The sequence below is a fragment of the Kitasatospora sp. NPDC096128 genome, assembly GCF_040303105.1.
Lineage (GTDB): Bacteria > Actinomycetota > Actinomycetes > Streptomycetales > Streptomycetaceae > Kitasatospora.
On sequence record NZ_JBEOSP010000033.1, the window covers coordinates 72604 to 92262 of the forward strand.

16 protein-coding genes are annotated in these 19659 nt (G+C 71.4%); 11 read left to right on the forward strand and 5 right to left on the reverse strand.

Going from position 1 to position 19659, the window contains the following annotated elements:
* Positions 1 to 66: 66 nt before the first annotated feature.
* The 6 genes from rpsB to rlmN all read left to right on the forward strand — a co-directional run bounded on the left by rpsB (position 67) and on the right by rlmN (position 6286).
* Positions 67 to 939: a 30S ribosomal protein S2 gene (rpsB, locus tag ABTY61_RS30255; protein ID WP_350508281.1), complete on the forward strand. Its 873-nt coding sequence runs from the start codon at positions 67 to 69 to the stop codon at positions 937 to 939.
* Between the two features lie 129 nt (positions 940 to 1068).
* A complete protein-coding gene (tsf, locus tag ABTY61_RS30260) occupies positions 1069 to 1908 on the forward strand; it encodes a translation elongation factor Ts (RefSeq protein ID WP_350508282.1) in 840 nt (279 codons plus the stop codon).
* A 262-nt stretch (positions 1909 to 2170) separates the two neighbouring features.
* Positions 2171 to 2935, forward strand: a complete 765-nt coding sequence (gene pyrH / locus ABTY61_RS30265) for a UMP kinase (protein WP_030056790.1) — start codon at positions 2171 to 2173, stop codon at positions 2933 to 2935.
* Positions 2936 to 3031: 96 nt separating this feature from the next.
* A complete protein-coding gene (frr, locus tag ABTY61_RS30270) occupies positions 3032 to 3589 on the forward strand; it encodes a ribosome recycling factor (protein WP_350508283.1) in 558 nt (185 codons plus the stop codon).
* Positions 3590 to 3930: 341 nt separating this feature from the next.
* Positions 3931 to 5112, forward strand: a complete 1182-nt coding sequence (locus ABTY61_RS30275; protein WP_350508307.1) for a phosphatidate cytidylyltransferase — start codon at positions 3931 to 3933, stop codon at positions 5110 to 5112.
* A 73-nt stretch (positions 5113 to 5185) separates the two neighbouring features.
* Complete coding sequence (gene rlmN / locus ABTY61_RS30280) at positions 5186 to 6286, forward strand: dual-specificity RNA methyltransferase RlmN (protein WP_350508284.1); 1101 nt, start codon at positions 5186 to 5188, stop codon at positions 6284 to 6286.
* Positions 6287 to 6301: 15 nt separating this feature from the next.
* Here the strand turns inward: rlmN and ABTY61_RS30285 are convergent, their stop codons facing one another.
* From ABTY61_RS30285 to ABTY61_RS30300, 4 genes are all read right to left on the reverse strand, one after another.
* Positions 6302 to 7453: a hypothetical protein gene (locus tag ABTY61_RS30285; RefSeq protein ID WP_350508285.1), complete on the reverse strand. Its 1152-nt coding sequence runs from the start codon at positions 7451 to 7453 to the stop codon at positions 6302 to 6304.
* A gap of 45 nt (positions 7454 to 7498) precedes the next feature.
* On the reverse strand, positions 7499 to 8254 hold the full coding sequence (locus ABTY61_RS30290; protein ID WP_350508286.1) for an ABC transporter ATP-binding protein: 756 nt from the start codon (positions 8252 to 8254) through the stop codon (positions 7499 to 7501).
* A 235-nt stretch (positions 8255 to 8489) separates the two neighbouring features.
* Positions 8490 to 9884 carry an aspartate aminotransferase family protein gene (locus ABTY61_RS30295; protein ID WP_350508287.1) on the reverse strand — a complete coding sequence of 465 codons (1395 nt, stop codon included), beginning with the start codon at positions 9882 to 9884 and terminating at the stop codon, positions 8490 to 8492.
* Positions 9881 to 10354 carry an Lrp/AsnC family transcriptional regulator gene (locus ABTY61_RS30300; RefSeq protein WP_030306695.1) on the reverse strand — a complete coding sequence of 158 codons (474 nt, stop codon included), beginning with the start codon at positions 10352 to 10354 and terminating at the stop codon, positions 9881 to 9883. The genes ABTY61_RS30295 and ABTY61_RS30300 overlap by 4 nt, the downstream gene beginning before the upstream one ends.
* 250 nt (positions 10355 to 10604) lie before the next feature.
* On the opposite strand from ABTY61_RS30300, the gene ABTY61_RS30305 reads away from it, so the two are divergent.
* The 3 genes from ABTY61_RS30305 to ABTY61_RS30315 all read left to right on the forward strand — a co-directional run bounded on the left by ABTY61_RS30305 (position 10605) and on the right by ABTY61_RS30315 (position 14877).
* Positions 10605 to 12098, forward strand: a complete 1494-nt coding sequence (locus tag ABTY61_RS30305; protein ID WP_350508288.1) for a gamma-aminobutyraldehyde dehydrogenase — start codon at positions 10605 to 10607, stop codon at positions 12096 to 12098.
* A gap of 146 nt (positions 12099 to 12244) precedes the next feature.
* Positions 12245 to 13603, forward strand: a complete 1359-nt coding sequence (locus ABTY61_RS30310; RefSeq protein WP_350508289.1) for an aspartate aminotransferase family protein — start codon at positions 12245 to 12247, stop codon at positions 13601 to 13603.
* A gap of 71 nt (positions 13604 to 13674) precedes the next feature.
* Positions 13675 to 14877, forward strand: a complete 1203-nt coding sequence (locus ABTY61_RS30315; protein ID WP_350508290.1) for a polyamine ABC transporter substrate-binding protein — start codon at positions 13675 to 13677, stop codon at positions 14875 to 14877.
* Between the two features lie 13 nt (positions 14878 to 14890).
* Here the strand turns inward: ABTY61_RS30315 and ABTY61_RS30320 are convergent, their stop codons facing one another.
* Positions 14891 to 16546 (reverse strand): PucR family transcriptional regulator, encoded by a 1656-nt coding sequence (locus ABTY61_RS30320; protein ID WP_350508291.1) that lies wholly within the window; start codon positions 16544 to 16546, stop codon positions 14891 to 14893.
* A gap of 244 nt (positions 16547 to 16790) precedes the next feature.
* Between ABTY61_RS30320 and ABTY61_RS30325 the strand changes: the two genes are divergently transcribed.
* Together ABTY61_RS30325 and ABTY61_RS30330 are read left to right on the forward strand one after the other, a co-directional pair.
* Positions 16791 to 18302, forward strand: coding sequence for a gamma-aminobutyraldehyde dehydrogenase (locus tag ABTY61_RS30325; RefSeq protein ID WP_350508292.1), 1512 nt, complete (start codon positions 16791 to 16793; stop codon positions 18300 to 18302).
* A 60-nt stretch (positions 18303 to 18362) separates the two neighbouring features.
* Positions 18363 to 19622: a polyamine ABC transporter substrate-binding protein gene (locus ABTY61_RS30330; RefSeq protein ID WP_350508293.1), complete on the forward strand. Its 1260-nt coding sequence runs from the start codon at positions 18363 to 18365 to the stop codon at positions 19620 to 19622.
* Positions 19623 to 19659 lie beyond the last annotated feature (37 nt).

Consider the following 19659-nt stretch of genomic DNA (forward strand, 5'->3'; position numbering starts at 1 on the left):
ATACGCCCGAGGGGGAACCTCCCGCGGGCCGCCACAGTCGGGCCGTAACACCTGAGGAGCACGGCAATGGCCGTCGTCACGATGCGGGAGCTGCTGGAGAGCGGCGTCCACTTCGGTCACCAGACCCGCCGCTGGAACCCGAAGATGAAGCGCTTCATCATCACCGAGCGCAATGGCATCTACATCATCGACCTGCTGCAGTCGCTGAACTACATCGACCGCGCCTTCGAGTTCATCAAGGAGACCGTTGCCCACGGCGGCAGCGTCCTCTTCGTCGGTACGAAGAAGCAGGCCCAGGAGGCCATCGCCGAGCAGGCCACCCGCGTGGGCATGCCCTACGTGAACCAGCGCTGGCTCGGCGGCATGCTGACCAACTTCTCGACCGTCTACAAGCGTCTGCAGCGCCTGAAGGAGCTCGGCGAGCTGGACTTCTCGGACGTGGCCGGCTCCGGCCTCACCAAGAAGGAGCTCCTGGTCCTCCAGCGCGAGCACGACAAGCTGGAGAAGACCCTCGGCGGTATCCGCGACATGCAGCGCGTTCCCAGCGCTGTCTGGATCGTGGACACCAAGAAGGAGCACATCGCGGTCGGCGAGGCCCGGAAGCTCAACATCCCGGTCGTCGCCATCCTCGACACCAACTGTGACCCGGACGAGGTCGACTACAAGATCCCGGGCAACGACGACGCGATCCGCTCCGTCACCCTGCTGACCCGCGTGATCGCCGACGCCGTGGCCGAGGGCCTGAAGTCCCGCGCCGGTGTCGCCAAGGGCGACACCAAGGCCGAGCCGGGCGCCGACCAGCCGCTGGCCGACTGGGAGAAGGACCTCATCGAGGGCGAGAAGAAGGCCGAGGAGGCCCCCGCCGCCGCCGAGGCCCCCGCTGACGAGGCTCCGGCCGCTGAGGCCCCGGCCACCGAGGCTCCGGCCGAGCAGGCCTGACGTACCAAGGGTGAGGGGCACTCGCCGGTACACCACCGGCAGGTGCCCCTCTCTCCCGCGCCGGGACCGAACCATCGGTCCCGGCGCCACTCCACGCAGACACGCGAGACGCGAGAAGAGATTCACACCATGGCGAACTTCACCGCCGCGGACGTCAAGAAGCTCCGTGAGCTCACCGGCGCCGGCATGATGGACTGCAAGAAGGCCCTGGACGAGGCCGAGGGCAACGTCGAGAAGGCCGTCGAGCTCCTGCGCATCAAGGGCCAGAAGGGCGTTGCCAAGCGCGAGGGCCGTGACGCCTCCAACGGCGCCGTCGCCGCGCTGATCGCCGAGGACAAGAAGTCCGGCGTTCTGGTCGAGCTGAACTGCGAGACCGACTTCGTCGCCAAGGGCGAGAAGTTCGTCGAGGTCGCCGACGCGATCGCCGCCCACGTCGCCAAGATCGCCCCGGCCGACCTGGACGCCGCCCTGGCTTCCGAGATCGAGGCCGGCAAGACCGTCCAGCAGTTCGTGGACGAGGCCAACGCGACCCTGGGCGAGAAGATCGTCTTCCGTCGCTTCGCCCAGTTCGACGGTGACGGCTTCGTCGCGGTCTACCTCCACAAGACCAGCCCCGACCTGCCGCCGGCCGTCGGTGTCCTGGTCGAGCTGGACAAGGAGAACGCCGAGGTCGCCAAGGACGTCGCGCAGCACATCGCCGCCTTCGCGCCGAAGTTCCTGTCCCGCGAGGACATCCCGGCCGAGGACCTCGAGAACGAGCGCCGCGTCGCCGAGGCCACCGCTCGCGAGGAGGGCAAGCCGGAGGCCGCCCTGCCGAAGATCGTCGAGGGCCGCGTCACCGGTTTCGTGAAGGAGAACTCCGTCCTGGAGCAGGCCTTCGCCAAGGACAGCAAGAAGACCGTCGCCAAGGTCCTCGAGGAGAACGGCGTCGCCCTCAAGCGCTTCGCCCGCTTCCGCGTCGGCGCCTGAGCCACGTTCCACCCGGTCCCCGGCCCCTCTAGGCTGGGAACCGCCGCTGCCCGCTGACCAGGGCGGGCGGATCGCCGAACGGGCTCACCCAGCGCCAGCCGTCCATGGGCGGGCCGTGTCGGCACCATGAGCGACGAGGAGGCCATTGCCGTGCAGGACACCGAACCGGTTCCCGCGGCAGTGGCCTCCTCTCGTGTACACGCAGGCCGGGCATCCGCACGCCCAGGCCTGTGAGCCAGCAGGTGCAATAAAGGAGAAGTCCATGCAGGAGACGCAGGAGACCGCGCAGGACCCCAAGGCGGGCTCGCGCCGCCGGGTGCTGCTCAAGCTGTCCGGTGAAGCCTTCGCCGGTGGCGGCGGGCTCGGCGTCGACCCGGACGTCGTGCACGCGATCGCCCGTGAGATCGCCACGGTCGTCCGCGCCGGTACCGAGGTCGCGGTGGTCATCGGCGGCGGCAACTTCTTCCGCGGGGCCGAGCTCCAGGTCCGCGGCATGGACCGGGCCCGCTCCGACTACATGGGCATGCTCGGCACCGTCATGAACTGCCTGGCGCTGCAGGACTTCCTGGTCAAGGAAGGCATCGAGACCCGGGTCCAGACCGCCATCACCATGGGCCAGGTCGCCGAGCCGTACCTGCCGCTGCGGGCCGTCCGGCACCTGGAGAAGGGCCGTGTGGTGATCTTCGGCGCCGGTATGGGCATGCCGTACTTCTCCACCGACACCACGGCCGTCCAGCGCGCCCTGGAGATCCACGCCGACGTCCTGCTGATGGGCAAGAACGGCGTGGACGGCGTCTACGACTCCGACCCCCGGACCAACCCGGACGCGGTGAAGTTCGACGCGCTGGAGTACTCCGAGGTCATCGCGCGCGACCTCAAGGTCGCCGACCTCACCGCGATCACCCTGTGCAAGGACAACAACCTCCCGATGCTGGTGTTCGAACTGCTGGCGGAGGGCAATATCGCGCGTGCGGTGAAGAGTGAGAAGATCGGCACACTCATCAGCCAGGATTCTGTCCGGGCCTGAGCAGCAACCCGCCGTACGGGACGGCGTCCGCCGCGACCGGCCCCGATGCCGACGCCGGTCGGGACAACAGCAGATGAACCGGACAGGGAGATCACAGTGATCGAAGAGACCCTCCTCGAGGCCGAGGAGAAGATGGAGAAGGCCGTCGCCGTCGCCAAGGACGACCTCGCGGCGATCCGCACCGGCCGTGCCCACCCGGCGATGTTCGCCAAGATCGTCGCCGAGTACTACGGCGCCATCACGCCGATCAACCAGCTGGCCTCGTTCTCGGTGCCGGAGCCGCGCATGGCGGTCGTCTCGCCGTTCGACAAGACCGCGCTGAAGGCCATCGAGCAGGCGATCCGCGACTCCGACCTGGGCGTCAACCCGTCGAACGACGGCTCCATCATCCGGGTGGTGCTGCCGGAGCTGACCGAGGAGCGCCGCCGGGAGTTCATCAAGATCGCCCGGACCAAGGGCGAGGACGCCAAGGTCTCGATCCGCGCCGTCCGCCGCAAGGCCAAGGACGCCATCGACAAGCTGGTCAAGGACGGCGAGGTCGGCGAGGACGACGGCCGCCGCGCCGAGAAGGAGCTCGACGACACCACGGCCAAGTACGTGGCCCAGGTCGACGAGCTGCTGAAGCACAAGGAAGCCGAGCTGCTCGAGGTCTGATGAACGACGCCCCTGACGCCCCTGGCTACTGGGGCCCGTCCGACCAGCAGTTCCAGCCCTACCGCCCGGCGCCGCAGCCGCAGGCACCCCGGCCGCCGGCCGCTCCGGCGCCGGGGTACGGCGAGCAGCCGGCGCCGGTCCAGGGACCGCCGGCCCCCGGCCGGTCCGGCCCCGCTGCGCCGGTCGAGGCGCAGCCCTTCCCGGGGCACCCCGGTCAGCCGGGGGCCCGGGCCGCCCAGCAGGGCGGGCCGGGTGCCGTCCCGGGGGACCAGGGCCTCCGTTCGGATCACTCGCAGCAGCCTCCGGTGTACTGGGGCGGCGACGCGGAGGAGACTCAGGTCATGCCTCCCGTACCGGCCGATCCCGGCCCGCACCCCGGTGCGCCCGACCACGGCCCGGCCCACGGCTCGGCCGAGCCCGCCGCGGACCAGGCCCGGGAGGCCGGCCGACCCGGCGGACCGCTGTTCCGGGACGAGCAGCCCGAGACGGCGCCGCCCGGCGTGACGGAGACGGTTGCGCTGCGCGCGATAGCCGATCACGTCACCCCCGCCCCCGGCCACGGCACCCCGCCGTACCCGGGGGCTCCGGTGCATCCCGCGCCGCCGCAGAGCCACTGGGCGGCCGGGCAGGCCCCCTTCGTGCCGTCGTCCCATCCAGGGCAGGAGACACCCGTGGCCGCCCAGCCCGCCCCGCAGCCGGAGCCGCGCAAGCAGCGCGGCGGCCGTAACCTCCAGGCCGCCATAGGCGTGGGGGTGGGCCTCGGTGTGGTGATCATCGCCTCGCTGTTCGTGGTGAAGGCGCTGTTCCTGTTCGTCGTGATGGCCGCGGCCTCGGTCGGAGTCTGGGAGCTGACCAGCCGGCTGTCCGAGCGCAAGCAGATCAAGGCGCCGCTGGTCCCGCTGCTGGTGGGCGGCATCGCCATGATCGCCACCGGTTACTGGGCCGGGGTCGAGTGGGCCGCGGCCTCGCTCGCGCTGACCGGGCTGGCGGTGATGGTCTGGCGGATGGCCGAGCCGCCGGAGAACTACCTGCGGGACATAACGGCGGGGGTGTTCACCGCCTTCTACGTGCCGTTCCTGGCGACCTTCGTGGCGATGATGCTGGCGGCCGACGACGGCCCCCAGCGGATCGTGCTCTTCCTGATCGTCACGATCTGCAGTGACACCGGCGCCTACGCGGTGGGCTACAAGTTCGGGAAGACCAAGCTGGCCCCGACGATCAGCCCCGGCAAGACCCGGGAGGGCCTGGCCGGCGGCATCGGCCTGTCGATGCTGGCGGGCGCCGTGCTGATGCAGCTGATCATCGACGGCGGCAGCTGGTGGCAGGGCCTGATCCTGGGCGGCTGCGCCGCCGTCACCGCCACCCTGGGCGACCTGGGCGAGTCGATGATCAAGCGCGACCTCGGGATCAAGGACATGGGCACGCTGCTGCCCGGCCACGGCGGGATCATGGACCGGCTGGACTCGCTGCTGCCCACCGCCCCGGTGGTCTGGCTGCTGCTGGCGGCCTTCGTCGGGAGCTGACCAGCGGATCCGCAGCGGGGCCCCGGACGCCAGGCGTCCGGGGCCCTCGCGCGTCTGCGACACTGGAACAACCATGCCTAAGCCCGGAGAACTCACCTTTGTCGCGCCGCGCGGCGCAAAGCCCCCGCGACACCTCGCCGACCTGAGCCCCGCCGAGCGCAAGGAGGCCGTCGCCGAGCTGGGCGAGCAGCCGTTCCGCGCCAAGCAGCTCTCCAACCACTACTTCGGCCGGATGTCGAACGACCCGGCGAGCTGGACGGACATCCCCGCCGCCAGCCGGGAGAAGCTCACCGGGGGCCTGCTGCCCGAGCTGATGTCGGTGGTGCGCCACGTGTCCTGCGACGACGACACCACCCGCAAGACGCTCTGGAAGCTGTTCGACGGCACGCTCGTCGAGTCCGTGCTGATGCGCTACCCGGACCGGGTCACCATGTGCATCAGCTCGCAGGCCGGCTGCGGCATGAACTGCCCGTTCTGCGCCACCGGCCAGGCGGGGCTGACCCGCAACCTGTCCACCGGCGAGATCGTCGAGCAGATCGCCGCCGGGATGCGCGCGCTCAAGGCCGGGGAGATCCCGGGCGGCGAGGCGCGGCTGTCGAACGTGGTCTTCATGGGCATGGGCGAGCCGCTGGCCAACTACAACCGGGTGCTGGCCGCGATCCGCCGGCTGACCGACCCGGCGCCGGACGGTTTCGGCCTGTCCCAGCGCGGCATCACGGTCTCCACGGTCGGCCTCGTCCCGGCGATGAACCGGCTGGCCGACGAGGGCCTCAGCTGCCGCCTGGCGCTGTCGCTGCACGCCCCGGACGACGAGCTGCGCGACGAGCTGGTCCCGGTGAACACCCGCTGGAAGGTCGCCGAGGTGTTGGACGCGGCGTGGAACTACGCGGAGAAGTCCGGCCGCCGGATCTCCATCGAGTACGCGCTGATCAAGGACATCAACGACCAGGCCTGGCGCGCCGACCTGCTCGGCCGGCTGATCAAGAACCACCGGGTGCACGTCAACCTGATCCCGCTGAACCCGACCCCGGGTTCCAAGTGGACGGCCTCCCGGCCCGAGGACGAGCGCGAGTTCGTCCGCCGGCTCCAGTCGCACGGCGTGCCGACCACCGTTCGCGACACCCGCGGCCAGGAGATCGACGGCGCCTGCGGCCAGCTCGCCGCGGCGGGCTGACGAGCCGGTCGGGAACTACCGCAGTCCGGCGGCCGCCAGCGCGGCGGTCGCCCCGCCGGTCAGCAGCAGTGTGGTGCCGACCGCGAGGGTGCGCAGCGCGACGGCGCCGAACAGCAGCCGGGGCGAGGCACCGAGGCGCAGCAGCGCCTCGGTGATCTCCCGGCGGTCGGTGCGGACCTCGGCGAGCCGGGCGAGCACCGCGGCGGCCGTGCAGCCGAGCACCAGGCAGGCCTCGACGGCGGGCAGCGCGTCGGCGCTGTCGGGGGTGCCGATCCAGTAGCGGACGGTGGTCAGCACCAGGGCGACGACCAGGGTGAGGACGGCCAGCGGCGGGCCGAGCCGACGGGCCTGGGCGGTGAGGCCGCGTCCGGCGAGCAGCCGCAGCGGGGTGGGCCGGCCGAGGGCGAGCAGCCGTCCGGTCCAGGCGAGCAGCGGGCCGGTGAGCAGGGCGAGGCCGAGCGCGCCGGCGGCCCAGCCGCCGAGGGCGGCGGTGCTGGTGCTGCCGAGTCCGGCGGGCAGGTGGATCGGACGGCCGTCGGCGGGGGCGCCGGGCCGCAGCGCGATCAGTTCGAGCGCGGCGCCGATCACCACGAGTCCGACCGGTACGGCGATCCGCAGCGGACCGAAGCCGGTCCGGCCGCGGGTGCGGCCGCCGGGCAGGGTCTCGGCGACGGGCACCGAGCACCCGGCGGCGAGGCCTGCGGTGAGCGGGACCAGGGCGAGCAGGGTGACCGGGGCGGCGGGCGGCAGCGGCACGCCCATGCCGAGGTCGGGGGCGAGCGAGGGCCCGGCGATGTCGTTGCGCAGCACCAGGAAGAGCAGCAGGGTGAGCACGCTGCCGAGGGTGCAGGCGAGGGCGACCTCGCCGGCGATCAGGGCGCGGATCCGGCGGGAGCCGGCCCCGGCGGCGGTGAGGCCGGCGATCCGTTCGGGCCGTCGGGCGGGCACCGAGCGGGCGGCGACGGCCGCGAACCAGGCGACGGCGGCGAGCGGCGGCAGGCACCAGAGCAGCCGTGCCAGCGCGTCGGTGCCGCCGAGCGGGTCGCTCAGCGCGCGGCCGAGGGAGCGCAGCAGGAACGCGGCGACGACGGCGGCCGCCAGTGCGGTGAGCAGCCAGCGGCCGAGGTCGGGTACCCGGTAGCCCCGGGCCAGACGGAGGTAGAACACGTCGACTCTTTCAGCGGCTCGGCTCTGGGCAGCGACTGGGCGGTGTCAGCGGCGGGTGGCCGTGACGGCGGAGGCGCCGGCCGTGCCCGGGGCGGGGGTGCCGCGCGGGACGGGGGCGGCGGGGGCGGTGAGCCGTCCGTCGACGAGGGCGACGGCGCGGTCCGCGAACCGGACGAGCTCGGGGTCGTGGGTGGCCAGGACGAGGGTGAGCTGGTGGGAGCGGGCCGCGCTGGTCAGTATCCGCAGGACCTGGTCGGCGGCCTCGCGGTGCAGCGGGGCGGTGGGGTCGTCGGCGAAGACGACGGGCGGCAGCGGTGCGAGGGCGCGGGCCACGGCGATCCGCTGACGCTGGCTCTGGACCAGCCGGTCCGGGCGCTGTCGGGCGATCTCGCCGACGTCGAGGCGTTCCAGCCACTCGTCGGCAGCGGTGTAGGCGGCCTTGTTGCCGGCACCGGCGAGCAGCAGCGGCAGGGCGACGTTCTCGCGGGCGCTGAGTTCGGGCACCAGGTGCGGTTCGGAGCCGACGAAGCCGAAGCGGTCGCGGCGCAGCCGTTCGCGTCCGGCGCGGCCGAGGGTGTGGACGGGGGAGCTGTTGAACCAGACCTCGCCCTCGTCGACCGGGAGCTGGGCGGAGAGGCAGCCGAGCAGGGTGCTCTTGCCGCAGCCGCGCGGGCCGGTGACGGCGAGCACCTCGCCCTCGCGGACGCCGATGGAGATGCCGCGCAGGGCGGGGGTGCCGTCGTGGGACTTGACGATCCCTCGGGCCCACAGCACGTCGTTGTCAGGCGGTGCCGCTGACATGAGGTTCCATCCTGGGTGGCCGCAGGGATATGACAGTCGTCAGATTAGAACGACCGGGGCCGGTCGGGGTTGCGGCGCTCTGGTCCATCACGGGCAAATCACCCGCATTCAGGCATGTTTGGTCGTTCGACTGTGATGTTCCGCGGCGGTGGCGGGCGGGGGCGCGAACGCCGAAGGGCGGTCCCGCGGGTGCGGGACCGCCCTTCGGAGGAGGGTGGGGAGAGGGCTCAGGGGATCAGAGCTTGGCCCACGCGTCGGTGAGGCTGGTCCGCAGGATCTGCTCGATCTCGTCGAAGGTCGACTGGTCGGAGATCAGCGGCGGGGCCAGCTGGACGACCGGGTCGCCGCGGTCGTCGGCGCGGCAGTACAGGCCGTTGTCGAAGAGGGCCTTCGAGAGGAAGCCGTAGAGCACGCGCTCGGTCTCCTCGTCGTTGAAGGTCTCCTTGGTGACCTTGTCCTTGACGAGCTCGATGCCGTAGAAGTAGCCGTTGCCGCGGACGTCGCCGACGATCGGCAGGTCGCGCAGCTTGCTGAGGGTGCCCAGGAAGCGCGACTCGTTGTCGAGGACGTGCTGGTTGAGGCCCTCGCGCTCGAAGATGTCGAGGTTGGCGAGCGCCACGGCCGAGGACACCGGGTGGCCGGCGAAGGTGTAGCCGTGCAGGAAGGTGTTGTCACCCTTGTAGAACGGCTCGGCGATGCGGTCCGAGATGATCGTGGCGCCGATCGGGGAGTAGCCCGAGGTCATGCCCTTGGCGCAGGTGATCATGTCCGGCACGTAGCCGAACTTGTCGGCGCCGAACATGGTGCCGAGGCGGCCGAAGGCGCAGATGACCTCGTCCGAGACCAGCAGCACGTCGTGACGGTCGCAGATCTCGCGCAGGCGCTGGAAGTACCCGGGCGGCGGCGGGAAGCAGCCGCCGGCGTTCTGCACCGGCTCGACGAAGACGGCGGCGACGGTCTCGGGGCCCTCGAAGAGGATGGCCTCCTCGACCTGGTCGGCGCACCAGCGGCCGTACGCCTCGGGGTCGACGGTGCCGTCGGGGCCCTCGAGGTAGTGCGGCGCGCGGTAGATGTTGGTGTTCGGGGCCTTGTGGGTGCCCGGCACCAGCGGCTCGAACGGGGCCTTGAGGCCCGGCAGGCCGGTGATGGACAGCGCGCCCTGGGGGGTGCCGTGGTAGGCGATGGCGCGGGAGATGACCTTGTACTTGGTCGGCTTGCCGATCAGCTTGAAGTACTGCTTGGCGAGCTTCCAGGCGGTCTCGACGGCCTCGCCGCCACCGGTGGAGAAGAAGACCTTGTTGAGGTCGCCCGGGGCGTAGTTGGCCAGGCGCTCGGCCAGCTCGACGGCCTTGGGGTGCGCGTAGCTCCAGATCGGGAAGAACGCGAGTTCCTTGGCCTGCTTGGCGGCGACCTCGGCGAGCTCGGTGCGGCCGTGACCGGCCTGCACGACGAACAGGCCGGCCAGGCCGTCGATGTACTTCCGGCCCTTGTCGTCCCAGATGTACGTGCCCTCGCCCTTGACGATGGTCGGCACGGGGGAGTTCTCGTACGACGACATGCGGGTGAAGTGCATCCACAGGTGGTCGTAGGCGGTCTTGGAAAGGTCCTTCTGCGCCGGGTCGGCTGTCATCGGGTGCCCCAGGTGTAGGTCTGTTTCCGGAGCTTCAGGTAAACGAAGCTCTCGGTGCTCCGCACGCCGGGAAGCGCGCGGATGCGCTTGTTGATCATTTCGAGCAGGTGCTCGTCGTCCTCGCAGACCAGTTCGGCCAGGAGGTCGAACGAGCCTGCGGTGCAGACGACGTAGTCGACCTCGTCGAGGGCGGCCAGCGCGTCGGCGACGGGCTCGATGTCGCCCTCGACCCGGATGCCGACCATCGCCTGGCGGGTGAAGCCGACGGTGAGCGGGTCCGTGACGGCGACGATCTGCATCACGCCTTGGTCGAGCAGCTTCTGGACGCGCTGCCGTACGGCTGCCTCCGACAGGCCGACGGCCTTGCCGATGGCGGCGTACGGGCGACGCCCGTCCTCCTGGAGCTGCTCGATGATCGCCTTGGAGGCGGCGTCGAGGGGAACACTCGCGTTCCGGTCGCGGTTGGCCACGCGGCCACTGTGCCTGATCGTTCCCGTGTTCGCAAGCGTGGAAACTGCTGATTTCGTCGCTCTTCCGGAAATCCCATGCGGATTTCATCGTGTTCACGCACGGAGGCTGTCGATCCCAGCAGTCTTCCGGCTACCCTGGCACGGTACGCGCGCGCCCCCGCAGGGCGGCGCGCATTCCGCCACCAGTGGACCGTGCCGCCTCCGGCCGGGCCACTCGGCACCCTTCGTAGGCCCGATCCGCCGACGTACCATGGCGCCGGAATCTGCAACGCCGCAGGCCCAGACCGAGGAGAGACCCGTGAGCGACCTTCGCACGCTGCGCAACTACATCAACGGTGAGTTCGTCGACGCGGCAGACGGCCGCACGCTCGACATCGTCGACCCGACCACCGGCGAGGTCTACGCGACTTCGCCGCTGTCCGGTGCCGCTGACGTGGACGCGGCCATGGCCTCGGCCGCCGCCGCCTTCCCGGTCTGGCGCGACGCCACCCCCAGCACCCGGCAGAAGCTGCTGCTCAAGATCGCCGACGCGGTCGAGGCCCGGGCCGACGAGATCGTCGACGCCGAGGTGCGCAACACCGGCAAGCCCCGGGCGCTGACCCTCTCCGAGGAGATCGGCCCGATGGTGGATCAGATCCGCTTCTTCGCCGGTGCCGCCCGCATGCTGGAGGGCAAGGCCGCCGGTGAGTACATGGACGGGATGACCTCGATCATCCGCCGTGAGCCGGTCGGCGTCTGTGCCCAGGTCGCACCGTGGAACTACCCGATGATGATGGCGGTCTGGAAGTTCGCCCCGGCCATCGCCGCTGGCAACACCGTGGTCCTCAAGCCCTCGGACACCACCCCGGCCTCCACCGTGCTGCTGGCCGAGATCATCGGCGGCATCCTCAAGGACCTGGAGCTGCCGGCCGGCGTCTTCAACGTCATCTGCGGCGACCGCGAGACCGGCAAGCTGATGGTCGAGCACCGGACCCCGGCGATGGCCTCCATCACCGGCTCCGTCCGGGCCGGCATCCAGGTCGCCGAGTCGGCCTCCAAGGACGTCAAGCGGGTCCACCTGGAGCTGGGCGGCAAGGCCCCGGTCGTGGTCTTCGAGGACGCCGACATCGCCGAGGCCGTCGAGGGCATCTCGGTGGCCGGCTACTTCAACGCCGGCCAGGACTGCACCGCCGCCACCCGCGTACTGGTGCACGAGTCGATCCACGACGCCTTCGTCGAGGCGCTCGCCAAGGCCGCGGCCGAGACCAAGACCGGCGGCGTGGACGACGAGGACGTGCTGTACGGCCCGCTGAACAACGCCAACCAGCTCAAGCAGGTGGCCGGTTTCATCGAGCGGCTGCCCGCCCACGCCAAGGTCGAGGCCGGTGGCCACCGGGTCGGCGACAAGGGCTACTTCTACGCCCCGACCGTCGTCTCCGGCCTGCTGCAGGACGACGAGATCATCCAGAACGAGGTCTTCGGCCCGGTCATCACCGTGCAGAAGTTCACCGACGAGGAGCAGGCCGTCGAGTACGCCAACGGCGTCGAGTTCGCGCTGGCCTCCTCGGTGTGGACCAAGGACCACGCCCGCGCCATGCGGATGTCCCGCCGCCTGGACTTCGGCTGCGTCTGGATCAACACCCACATCCCGCTGGTCGCCGAGATGCCGCACGGCGGCTTCAAGAAGTCCGGCTACGGCAAGGACCTGTCGGCGTACGGCTTCGAGGACTACACCCGGGTCAAGCACGTCATGACCGCGATCTGACCGGAGCTGACAATCAGGTGAACTGACAAAAGGGGCCCGGGTCTTTCGACCCGGGCCCTGTCGCTTTGCACCCTGTCGGCGGGTCGCGTGTCCGGCTGACAGGATGAAACTGCACTTCGGGGGCGGCCGGCCCTAGCCTTACCGGCATGAGCATCCCCACCGCTGACTCAGCCGCCGGCCAGGCGGTCAAGGCCACCGACCGCGCACACGTCTTCCACTCGTGGTCCGCCCAGGCGCTGATCGACCCCCTCGCGGTGGCCGGCGCCGAGGGCTCGTACTTCTGGGACTACGACGGCAACCGCTACCTCGACTTCTCCTCGCAGTTGGTCAACACCAACATCGGCCACCAGCACCCGAAGGTGGTCGCCGCGATCCAGGAGCAGGCGGCGAAGCTCTGCACCATCGCCCCCGGCTTCGCGGTCGAGGCGCGCAGCGAGGCGGCCCGGCTGATCGCCGAGCGCACCCCGGGCGACCTGGACAAGATCTTCTTCACCAACGGCGGCGCCGAGGCGGTCGAGAACGCCATCCGGCTGGCCCGGCTGCACACCGGCCGGCAGAAGGTGCTCTCCACCTACCGCTCGTACCACGGCGCCACCGCCAACGCGATCGCCCTCACCGGCGACCCGCGGCGCTGGGCCAACGAGACCGGCGTCTCCGGCGTGGTGCACTTCTGGGGCCCGTACGCCTACCGCTCCAACTTCCACGCCGAGAACGAGGCGCAGGAGTGCGAGCGCGCGCTGGAGCACCTGGAGCAGGTGATCGCCTTCGAGGGACCGGGTACGGTCGCCGCGGTCATCCTGGAGACGGTGGTCGGCACCGCCGGCATCCTGGTCCCGCCGCCGGGCTACCTGGCCGGGGTGCGGGAGATCTGCGACCGCCACGGGATCGTGTTCATCCTGGACGAGGTGATGGCCGGCTTCGGCCGCACCGGCGAGTGGTTCGCCGCCGACCACTGGGGCGTGGTGCCGGACCTCATGACCTTCGCCAAGGGCGTCAACTCGGGTTACGTCCCGCTGGGCGGCGTGGCGATCAGCGCCGAGATCGCCGCGACCTTCGCCGAGCGGCCGTTCCCCGGCGGGCTCACCTACTCGGGGCACCCGTTGGCCTGCGCCTCGGCGGTGGCCACCATCAACGCCATGGCGGAGGAGGGCATCGTCGAGAACGCCAAGCACATCGGCGAGACGGTGCTCGGCCCCGGCCTGCGCGAGCTGGCCGAGCGGCACCCCTCGATCGGCGAGGTGCGCGGCCTCGGCGTGTTCTGGGCGCTCGACCTGGTGAAGGACCGGGAGACCCGGGAGCCGCTGGTCCCGTACAACGCCGCGGGCGCCGCCAACGCGCCGATGGCGGAGCTGGCCGCGGCCTGCAAGCAGCGCGGGCTCTGGCCGTTCGTCAACATGAACCGCTTCCACGTCGTCCCGCCGTGCACCGTCACCGAGGAGGAGGCCAAGGCCGGCCTCGCGGTGCTGGACGAGGTGCTGTCGCTGACCGACGCGCACACCGTCTGACGTACCTACCAGGACGGCCCCGGGCGCACCCGCGTGTTCCCGGGGCCGTTCCACGCTCCGGAAGGCCCCCCATGTCCCGCAGCTCCACCCCGACCCGCCGACCCTCCCCCTCTCCCGCGCTGCGCCGACGTTCGGTGCTCGGCGGGGCCGCGCTGCTCGGCGCCGGCACGCTGACCGGCTGCGGCATCCCGTCCGCGTACGTCGCCGAGGACCGCCGCTCGGCGCCGGACCGCTCGGAGCGCGACATGCGGCTGAACTTCTCCAACTGGACGCAGTACATCGACACCGACGACCAGGGGAAGCGCCCGACCCTGGACGCGTTCAGCGAGAAGACCGGGATCGCGGTCACCTACACCGAGGACATCAACGACAACGACGAGTTCTTCGGCAAGATCAGCCCGGTGCTCACCCAGGGCGCCGACCCGGGCCGGGACCTGATGGTGATCAGCGACTGGATGGCCGGGCGGTACGTCTCGCTCGGCTGGGTGCAGGCGATGGACCGGGCCGACCTGCCCAACGTCACCGCCAACCTGGACCCCCAGCTGGCGAACCCGGTCTTCGACCCGGGGCGCCGCCGCAGCGTGCCCTGGCAGTCCGGGATCACCGGCATCGCGTACAACCGCAAGGCGCTGGGCCGGGAGCTCAAGTCCACCGCCGACCTCTGGGCGCCCGACCTGAAGGGCCGGATCACGCTGTTCGCCGGGCTGGACGAGGCGCTCGGGCTGCTGATGCTCTCCCAGGGCGCGGACATCGCGCGGTTCGGTGACGACGACGCGCACAGGGCGATGGACCTGGTGCAGAAGATGGTCGACACCGGGCACGTCCGCCGCTTCACCGGCAACGACTACACCAGCGACCTCGCCTCCGGCGCCGCGGTGGCCTGCCAGGCCTACTCCGGCGACGCCGTCCAACTCACCGCCGGGAACCCGGACATCGCCTTCGTGGTGCCGGAGGAGGGCGGCGAGCTGTGGGCGGAGAGCCTGATGATCCCCAACCGGGCCGCCCACAAGCGCAACGCCGAGCTGCTGGTCGACTACTACTACCAGCCCGAGGTGGCCGCCGAACTGGCCGCAGCCGTCCAGTACATCTGCCCGGTGCCGGCCGCCCGCGAGGTGCTGGCGAACAGCGGGGACAAGGACAAGGCCGAACTCGCCGAGAACCCGCTGGTGTTCCCGACCGAGGAGATGCGCGCCCGGCTGCACGGCATGCGGGACGTCACCTCGGCCGAGCGGCCGGAACTGCACAAGGTCTGGGGGCGCATCACCGGGGTGTGACACCCCTCGGTGCTCACCGGCGCACGGCGTCCAGCGCGAGCAGCGCCACGTGCAGGGACAGACAGGACTCCACCTGGTCGAGGTCGACCCCGAGGATCCGCTCGACCTTGTGCAGCCGGTCGTAGAAGGACGGCCGGGACAGGTGGGCGGCATCGGCCGCCGCCGACTTGTTCCGGCCCTGCTCCAGGTAGATCCGCAGCATCTGCACCAACTGGCCGTTGTGCTCCGCGTCGTGGGCCAGCAGCGGGCCCAACTCCCTTTCCACGTAAGTCTGCAGGCGGGCGTCGTCGCGCAGCAGGTGGAGCAGGCCGCGCAGCCGGACGTCCGGCAGTCGGTAGTAGGAGGCGGTCCGGCCCCCGCCGGGCGCGTCGTGCAGGGCCGCGTCGGCGACCTGCGCGGCCTCCAGCAGGGTCCGCCGGGCGTCCCGGACCGAGCCGACCGAGGAGCCGACCGCGACCACCGGCCCCGGGGCGTCGGCGCCCTCCCGGCCGGCCTCGGCGGACATCCGGCGCAGGGTTGCGGAGAAGGTCTCCAGGGCGGCGTGCTCGTCCTGCTGGGCGCCGAGCGCGATCAGCAGGCCGACGCCCTCGTCGTCCAGCGCGCCGACCAGGGCGGAGAGCCGACTGGCCCGCACGGCGCCGGCCGCCAGCTCGGTGAAGTCGCGCAGCCGGGCCTGGGCCTCCAGCGCGGCGGGGATCGGCCCGCGGCGCTGGCGCAGCACCACGCCGACCAGTCGGCGGCCGTCGAGCGGGACGCCGAGCGCCTGGGCGCGCAGGGCCACCTCGGAGACGGTGAGCGCGTGGGTGAGGATGCCGGAGAGCAGGGTGCGGTGGGTCTGCCGCTCCAGGCTCTCCCGGTCGCGCACCACCAGCCGGTTGAGCGCCAGCGCGGAGGCGCCGCGCTCCAGCAGCATGGCGTGCGGGTGTGCCTGGCCCTCCGGCAGCGGGCCGGGCTCCAGGACCAGGACCAGCCGGCCCCAGTCCTGGCCGCGGGCGCCGACGGTGGTCACCAGCCAGCCGCTGCGCGGGTCGTGGCCGGTGCGGCCGGGCGGGCGGACCCCGCGCGAGCGGCGCTCCCAGTCCTCCAGCAGTTCGGCCTCGGGGCGTCCGGCGCTGTCGTGGGCGAGCACCTGGTGGGCCAGGTTCTCCAGGACCACCGGCCCGCCCGCCATCCGGGCCACCTGGCGGATCACCTCGGGCGGCTCGGCGCCCTCGACCACCAGCTCGTTGAAGACCTGGTGGACCGACTCGGAGACCCGCAGCTGGTCCAACTGGGCGTTCACCACCAGGGCGTGCACGGCCTCGGTGACGGCGACGAAGCGCACCTCGCGGCGGAGCGCGATCAGCGGCAGCCCGCGCTGCTCGGCGGCGTGCACCAGGGCGCGCGGCAGCGAGTCGAAGTAGCGCCGGCCGAACTCGACCACCAGACCGGCCACGCCGACCTCGTCCAGGTCGCGGACGTAGCGGGCCAGGCCCTCGCGGTCCTCGGGCAGGGCGATGCCGGTGGTCAGCACCAGCTCGCCGCCCTGCAGCACGCCGGCGACGTCGGGCAGCTCACTGACGTGCACCCAGCGGACCGGCCGCTCCAGGCGGTCGGCGCCGGCCACGACCTGGGGCAGGCCGCGCCGCATCACCTCAAGGTCGAGCACGCGGGCGACGGTGGGGAGCATCGCGGGCCTCCAAGGGCGGGGCGGGGCGCAAGGGGACAGAGTGTCAGGTGAATCATCCATCGTCACAACGACCTGTTGCCCTGCGAGGAGCCTTGCACTCTGTAAGGCCCTTCGTGCCGAGACTGTCGAAGTGACCCTTGTCACGTCAACCCCGCAGTTGGCAAGGTCAGCGGGACCGCAGACCCCCACCGCGGAAGCGTTTCGCCGCAGCGCGGTCGAACCGCCGTCACTTGGAGGAACCCAGATGGACCTGACCGACTTCGGCGCGGGCGCGCAGTACATCGCGGGCCGTCAGACCCGGGGGAGCGGCGAGCCCTTCCAGGTCGTCAACCCCGCCGACGGCACGGTGGTCGAACAGGTCGTGCTGGCCACCGCCGGGGACGTGGACGCCGCCGTCGCCGCCGCGCGGGCCGCCCTGCCCGGCTGGTCCTCCGCCACCCCGGGGGCCCGCTCCGAGGCGCTCACCCGGCTGGCCGCCGTCCTGGGCGCGGCCGCCGACGACCTCGCCCGGGTGGAGACCGCGCAAACCGGCAAGCCGGTCAAGCTGGCCACCGAGTTCGACGTGCCCGGCACCGTCGACAACGCGGCGTTCTTCGCCGGCGCCGCCCGCAACCTGGAGGGCAAGGCGGCCGGCGAGTACTCCGGCGACCACACCTCCTACGTACGGCGTGAGGCGATCGGCGTGGTCGGCTCGATCTCGCCGTGGAACTACCCGCTGCAGATGGCCGCCTGGAAGATCCTCCCGGCCATCGCGGCGGGCAACACCATCGTCCTCAAGCCGGCCGAGCTGACCCCGCTGACCTCGGTGATGTTCGCCCGGGCCTGCACCGAGGCGGGCATCCCGGACGGCGTGGTCAACGTGGTCACCGGCGCCGGGCGCACGGCCGGCGAGCACCTGGTCTCCCACCCCGGGGTCGCGATGGTCTCCTTCACCGGCTCCACGGCCGTCGGCCGACGGGTCGCCGAGCTCGCCACCGCGAGCGTCAAGCGCACCCACCTGGAACTCGGCGGCAAGGCCCCGTTCGTGGTCTTCGACGACGCCGACCTGGACGCCGCGGTGCACGGCGCCGTCGCCGCCTCGCTGATCAACGGCGGCCAGGACTGCACCGCCGCCACCCGCGCGTACGTCCAACGCCCGCTCTACGACGCCTTCGTGGCCGGAGTCGCCGAACTGTACGCGGCCATCCGGATCGGCGACCCGCGCGACCCGCGCACCGACCTCGGCCCGCTGGTCTCGTACGCCCACCGGGACCGGGTGGCCGGATTCGTCGAGCGCGCCCGCTCCTACGCCACCGTCGTCACCGGCGGCCCCGCGCCGGCGAAGGGCCACGACGGAACCGACCTCGCCCGGGGCGCCTACTACGCGCCGACCCTGATCACCGGCGCGGCCCAGGACAGCGAGGTCGTCCAGGGCGAGGTCTTCGGCCCGGTGCTGGTGGTGCTGCCCTTCGACGGCGACGACGAGGGACTGCGGCTGGCCAACGACACCCCGTACGGCCTGGCCGCCTCCGCCTGGACGGCCAACGTGCACCGCTCGCTGCGCGCCACCCGGGAGATCGCCGCCGGGTGCGTCTGGGTCAACGACCACATCCCGATCATCAGCGAGATGCCGCACGGCGGCTACAAGGCGTCCGGCTACGGCAAGGACATGTCCCAGTACTCGCTGGAGGAGTACACCCAGGTCAAGCACGTCATGTTCGACACCACCGCGGTGGCCCGCAAGGACTGGCACCGCACCGTCTTCGGAGACCGATAACCCCCCCGCAGGCCCCGGGTGCTCCCCCACGCACCCTTCTTCCCCCAGGAGGCCCGTTCCATGGTGTTCAAGGCGTTCAACGAGCTCACCGACGGTCTGCCCGAACCGGTCCGCAGGGCCTGGGAACGCAGCCTGACCAGCGGTCGGGCCGCGGTCGGCCGCCGCACCCTGCTGCGCGCCGCCGCACTCACCGCCGGCGCGGGGACCCTGGCCGCCTGCGGCATCCCCGCCGCCCCCAGGGCGACCGGGGACTCGACCGCAAACGCCGCCAAGGACTTCTCGGAGAGCGAGAAGGAGGTCGACTTCTCCAACTGGCCGCTGTACGTGGACACCGACGAGAAGGACAAGCAGAAGCACGGCACCCTGGACGCCTTCACCGCGGCCACCGGCATCAAGGTCAAGTACAACGAGGACATCAACGACAACGTCGAGTTCTTCGGCAAGGTCAAGCCGCAGCTGGCGGCCGGCCAGGACACCGGTCGCGACCTGGTGGTGCTCACCGACTGGATGGCCGCCCGGCTGATCCGGCTCGGCTGGGCGCAGAAGCTCGACCCGGCGAACGTCACCACCGCGATCACCAACGTCGAAGCCCGCTTCCGCGCCCCCGACTGGGATCCGGGCCGGCTCTACTCCTACCCCTGGGCCGGCATCCAGACCGTCATCGCGTACAACCGGAAGGCGACCAAGGGAAAGGAGGTCACCAGCGTCTCCCAGCTGCTGGACGACCCCGAGCTCAAGGGCCGGGTCACCTTCCTCTCCGAGATGCGGGACAGCATCGGGATGGTCCTGCTGGACCTGGGCAAGGACCCGGCGAAGTTCACCGCCGACGACTACGACGCCGCGGTCGCCCGGATGCAGAAGGCCGTCGACAACAAGCAGGTCCGCCGCTTCACCGGCAACGACTACGGCCAGGAGCTGTCCTCCGGGGACATCGCCGCCTGCGTCGCCTGGGGCGGTGACCTGATCCAGCTGCGTGCCGACAACCCGGACATCGAGTTCGTCATCCCGGAGAAGGGCTACCTCGCCTCGACCGACAACATGCTGGTCCCGGCCAAGGCGCGGCACAAGACGAACGCGGAAAAGCTGATCGACTTCTACTATCAGCCGAAGATCGCGGCGCAGCTGGTCGCGGGCATCGGCTACGTCTCCGCCGTCACCGGGATGAAGGACGAGCTCGCCGCCCTCGCCCCGGACAGCGCGGCCAACCCGCTGGTCGTACCCACCCCGGAGATGGCGGCCAAGGCGCACGTGTTCCGCACCCTCACCGAGGGCGAGGAGAGCGACTTCGAGCAGAAGTTCTCCAAGCTCATCGGCGCCTGACCCCCGCTCGGTCAACAAACACTGCCGGCAGAAAGAC

What these genes read in the sequence shown, in the direction of transcription:
- rpsB (WP_350508281.1), top strand. Translation starts at nt 67, where the DNA reads ATGGCCGTCGTCACGATGCGGGAGCTGCTGGAGAGCGGCGTCCACTTC.
- tsf (WP_350508282.1), top strand. Translation starts at nt 1,069, where the DNA reads ATGGCGAACTTCACCGCCGCGGACGTCAAGAAGCTCCGTGAGCTCACC.
- pyrH (WP_030056790.1), top strand. Translation starts at nt 2,171, where the DNA reads ATGCAGGAGACGCAGGAGACCGCGCAGGACCCCAAGGCGGGCTCGCGC.
- ABTY61_RS30275 (WP_350508307.1), top strand. Translation starts at nt 3,931, where the DNA reads ATGCCTCCCGTACCGGCCGATCCCGGCCCGCACCCCGGTGCGCCCGAC.
- rlmN (WP_350508284.1), top strand. Translation starts at nt 5,186, where the DNA reads ATGCCTAAGCCCGGAGAACTCACCTTTGTCGCGCCGCGCGGCGCAAAG.
- ABTY61_RS30290 (WP_350508286.1), bottom strand. Translation starts at nt 8,254, where the DNA reads ATGTCAGCGGCACCGCCTGACAACGACGTGCTGTGGGCCCGAGGGATC.
- ABTY61_RS30295 (WP_350508287.1), bottom strand. Translation starts at nt 9,884, where the DNA reads ATGACAGCCGACCCGGCGCAGAAGGACCTTTCCAAGACCGCCTACGAC.
- ABTY61_RS30305 (WP_350508288.1), top strand. Translation starts at nt 10,605, where the DNA reads ATGGCGCCGGAATCTGCAACGCCGCAGGCCCAGACCGAGGAGAGACCC.
- ABTY61_RS30310 (WP_350508289.1), top strand. Translation starts at nt 12,245, where the DNA reads ATGAGCATCCCCACCGCTGACTCAGCCGCCGGCCAGGCGGTCAAGGCC.
- ABTY61_RS30315 (WP_350508290.1), top strand. Translation starts at nt 13,675, where the DNA reads ATGTCCCGCAGCTCCACCCCGACCCGCCGACCCTCCCCCTCTCCCGCG.
- ABTY61_RS30320 (WP_350508291.1), bottom strand. Translation starts at nt 16,546, where the DNA reads ATGCTCCCCACCGTCGCCCGCGTGCTCGACCTTGAGGTGATGCGGCGC.
- ABTY61_RS30325 (WP_350508292.1), top strand. Translation starts at nt 16,791, where the DNA reads ATGGACCTGACCGACTTCGGCGCGGGCGCGCAGTACATCGCGGGCCGT.
- ABTY61_RS30330 (WP_350508293.1), top strand. Translation starts at nt 18,363, where the DNA reads ATGGTGTTCAAGGCGTTCAACGAGCTCACCGACGGTCTGCCCGAACCG.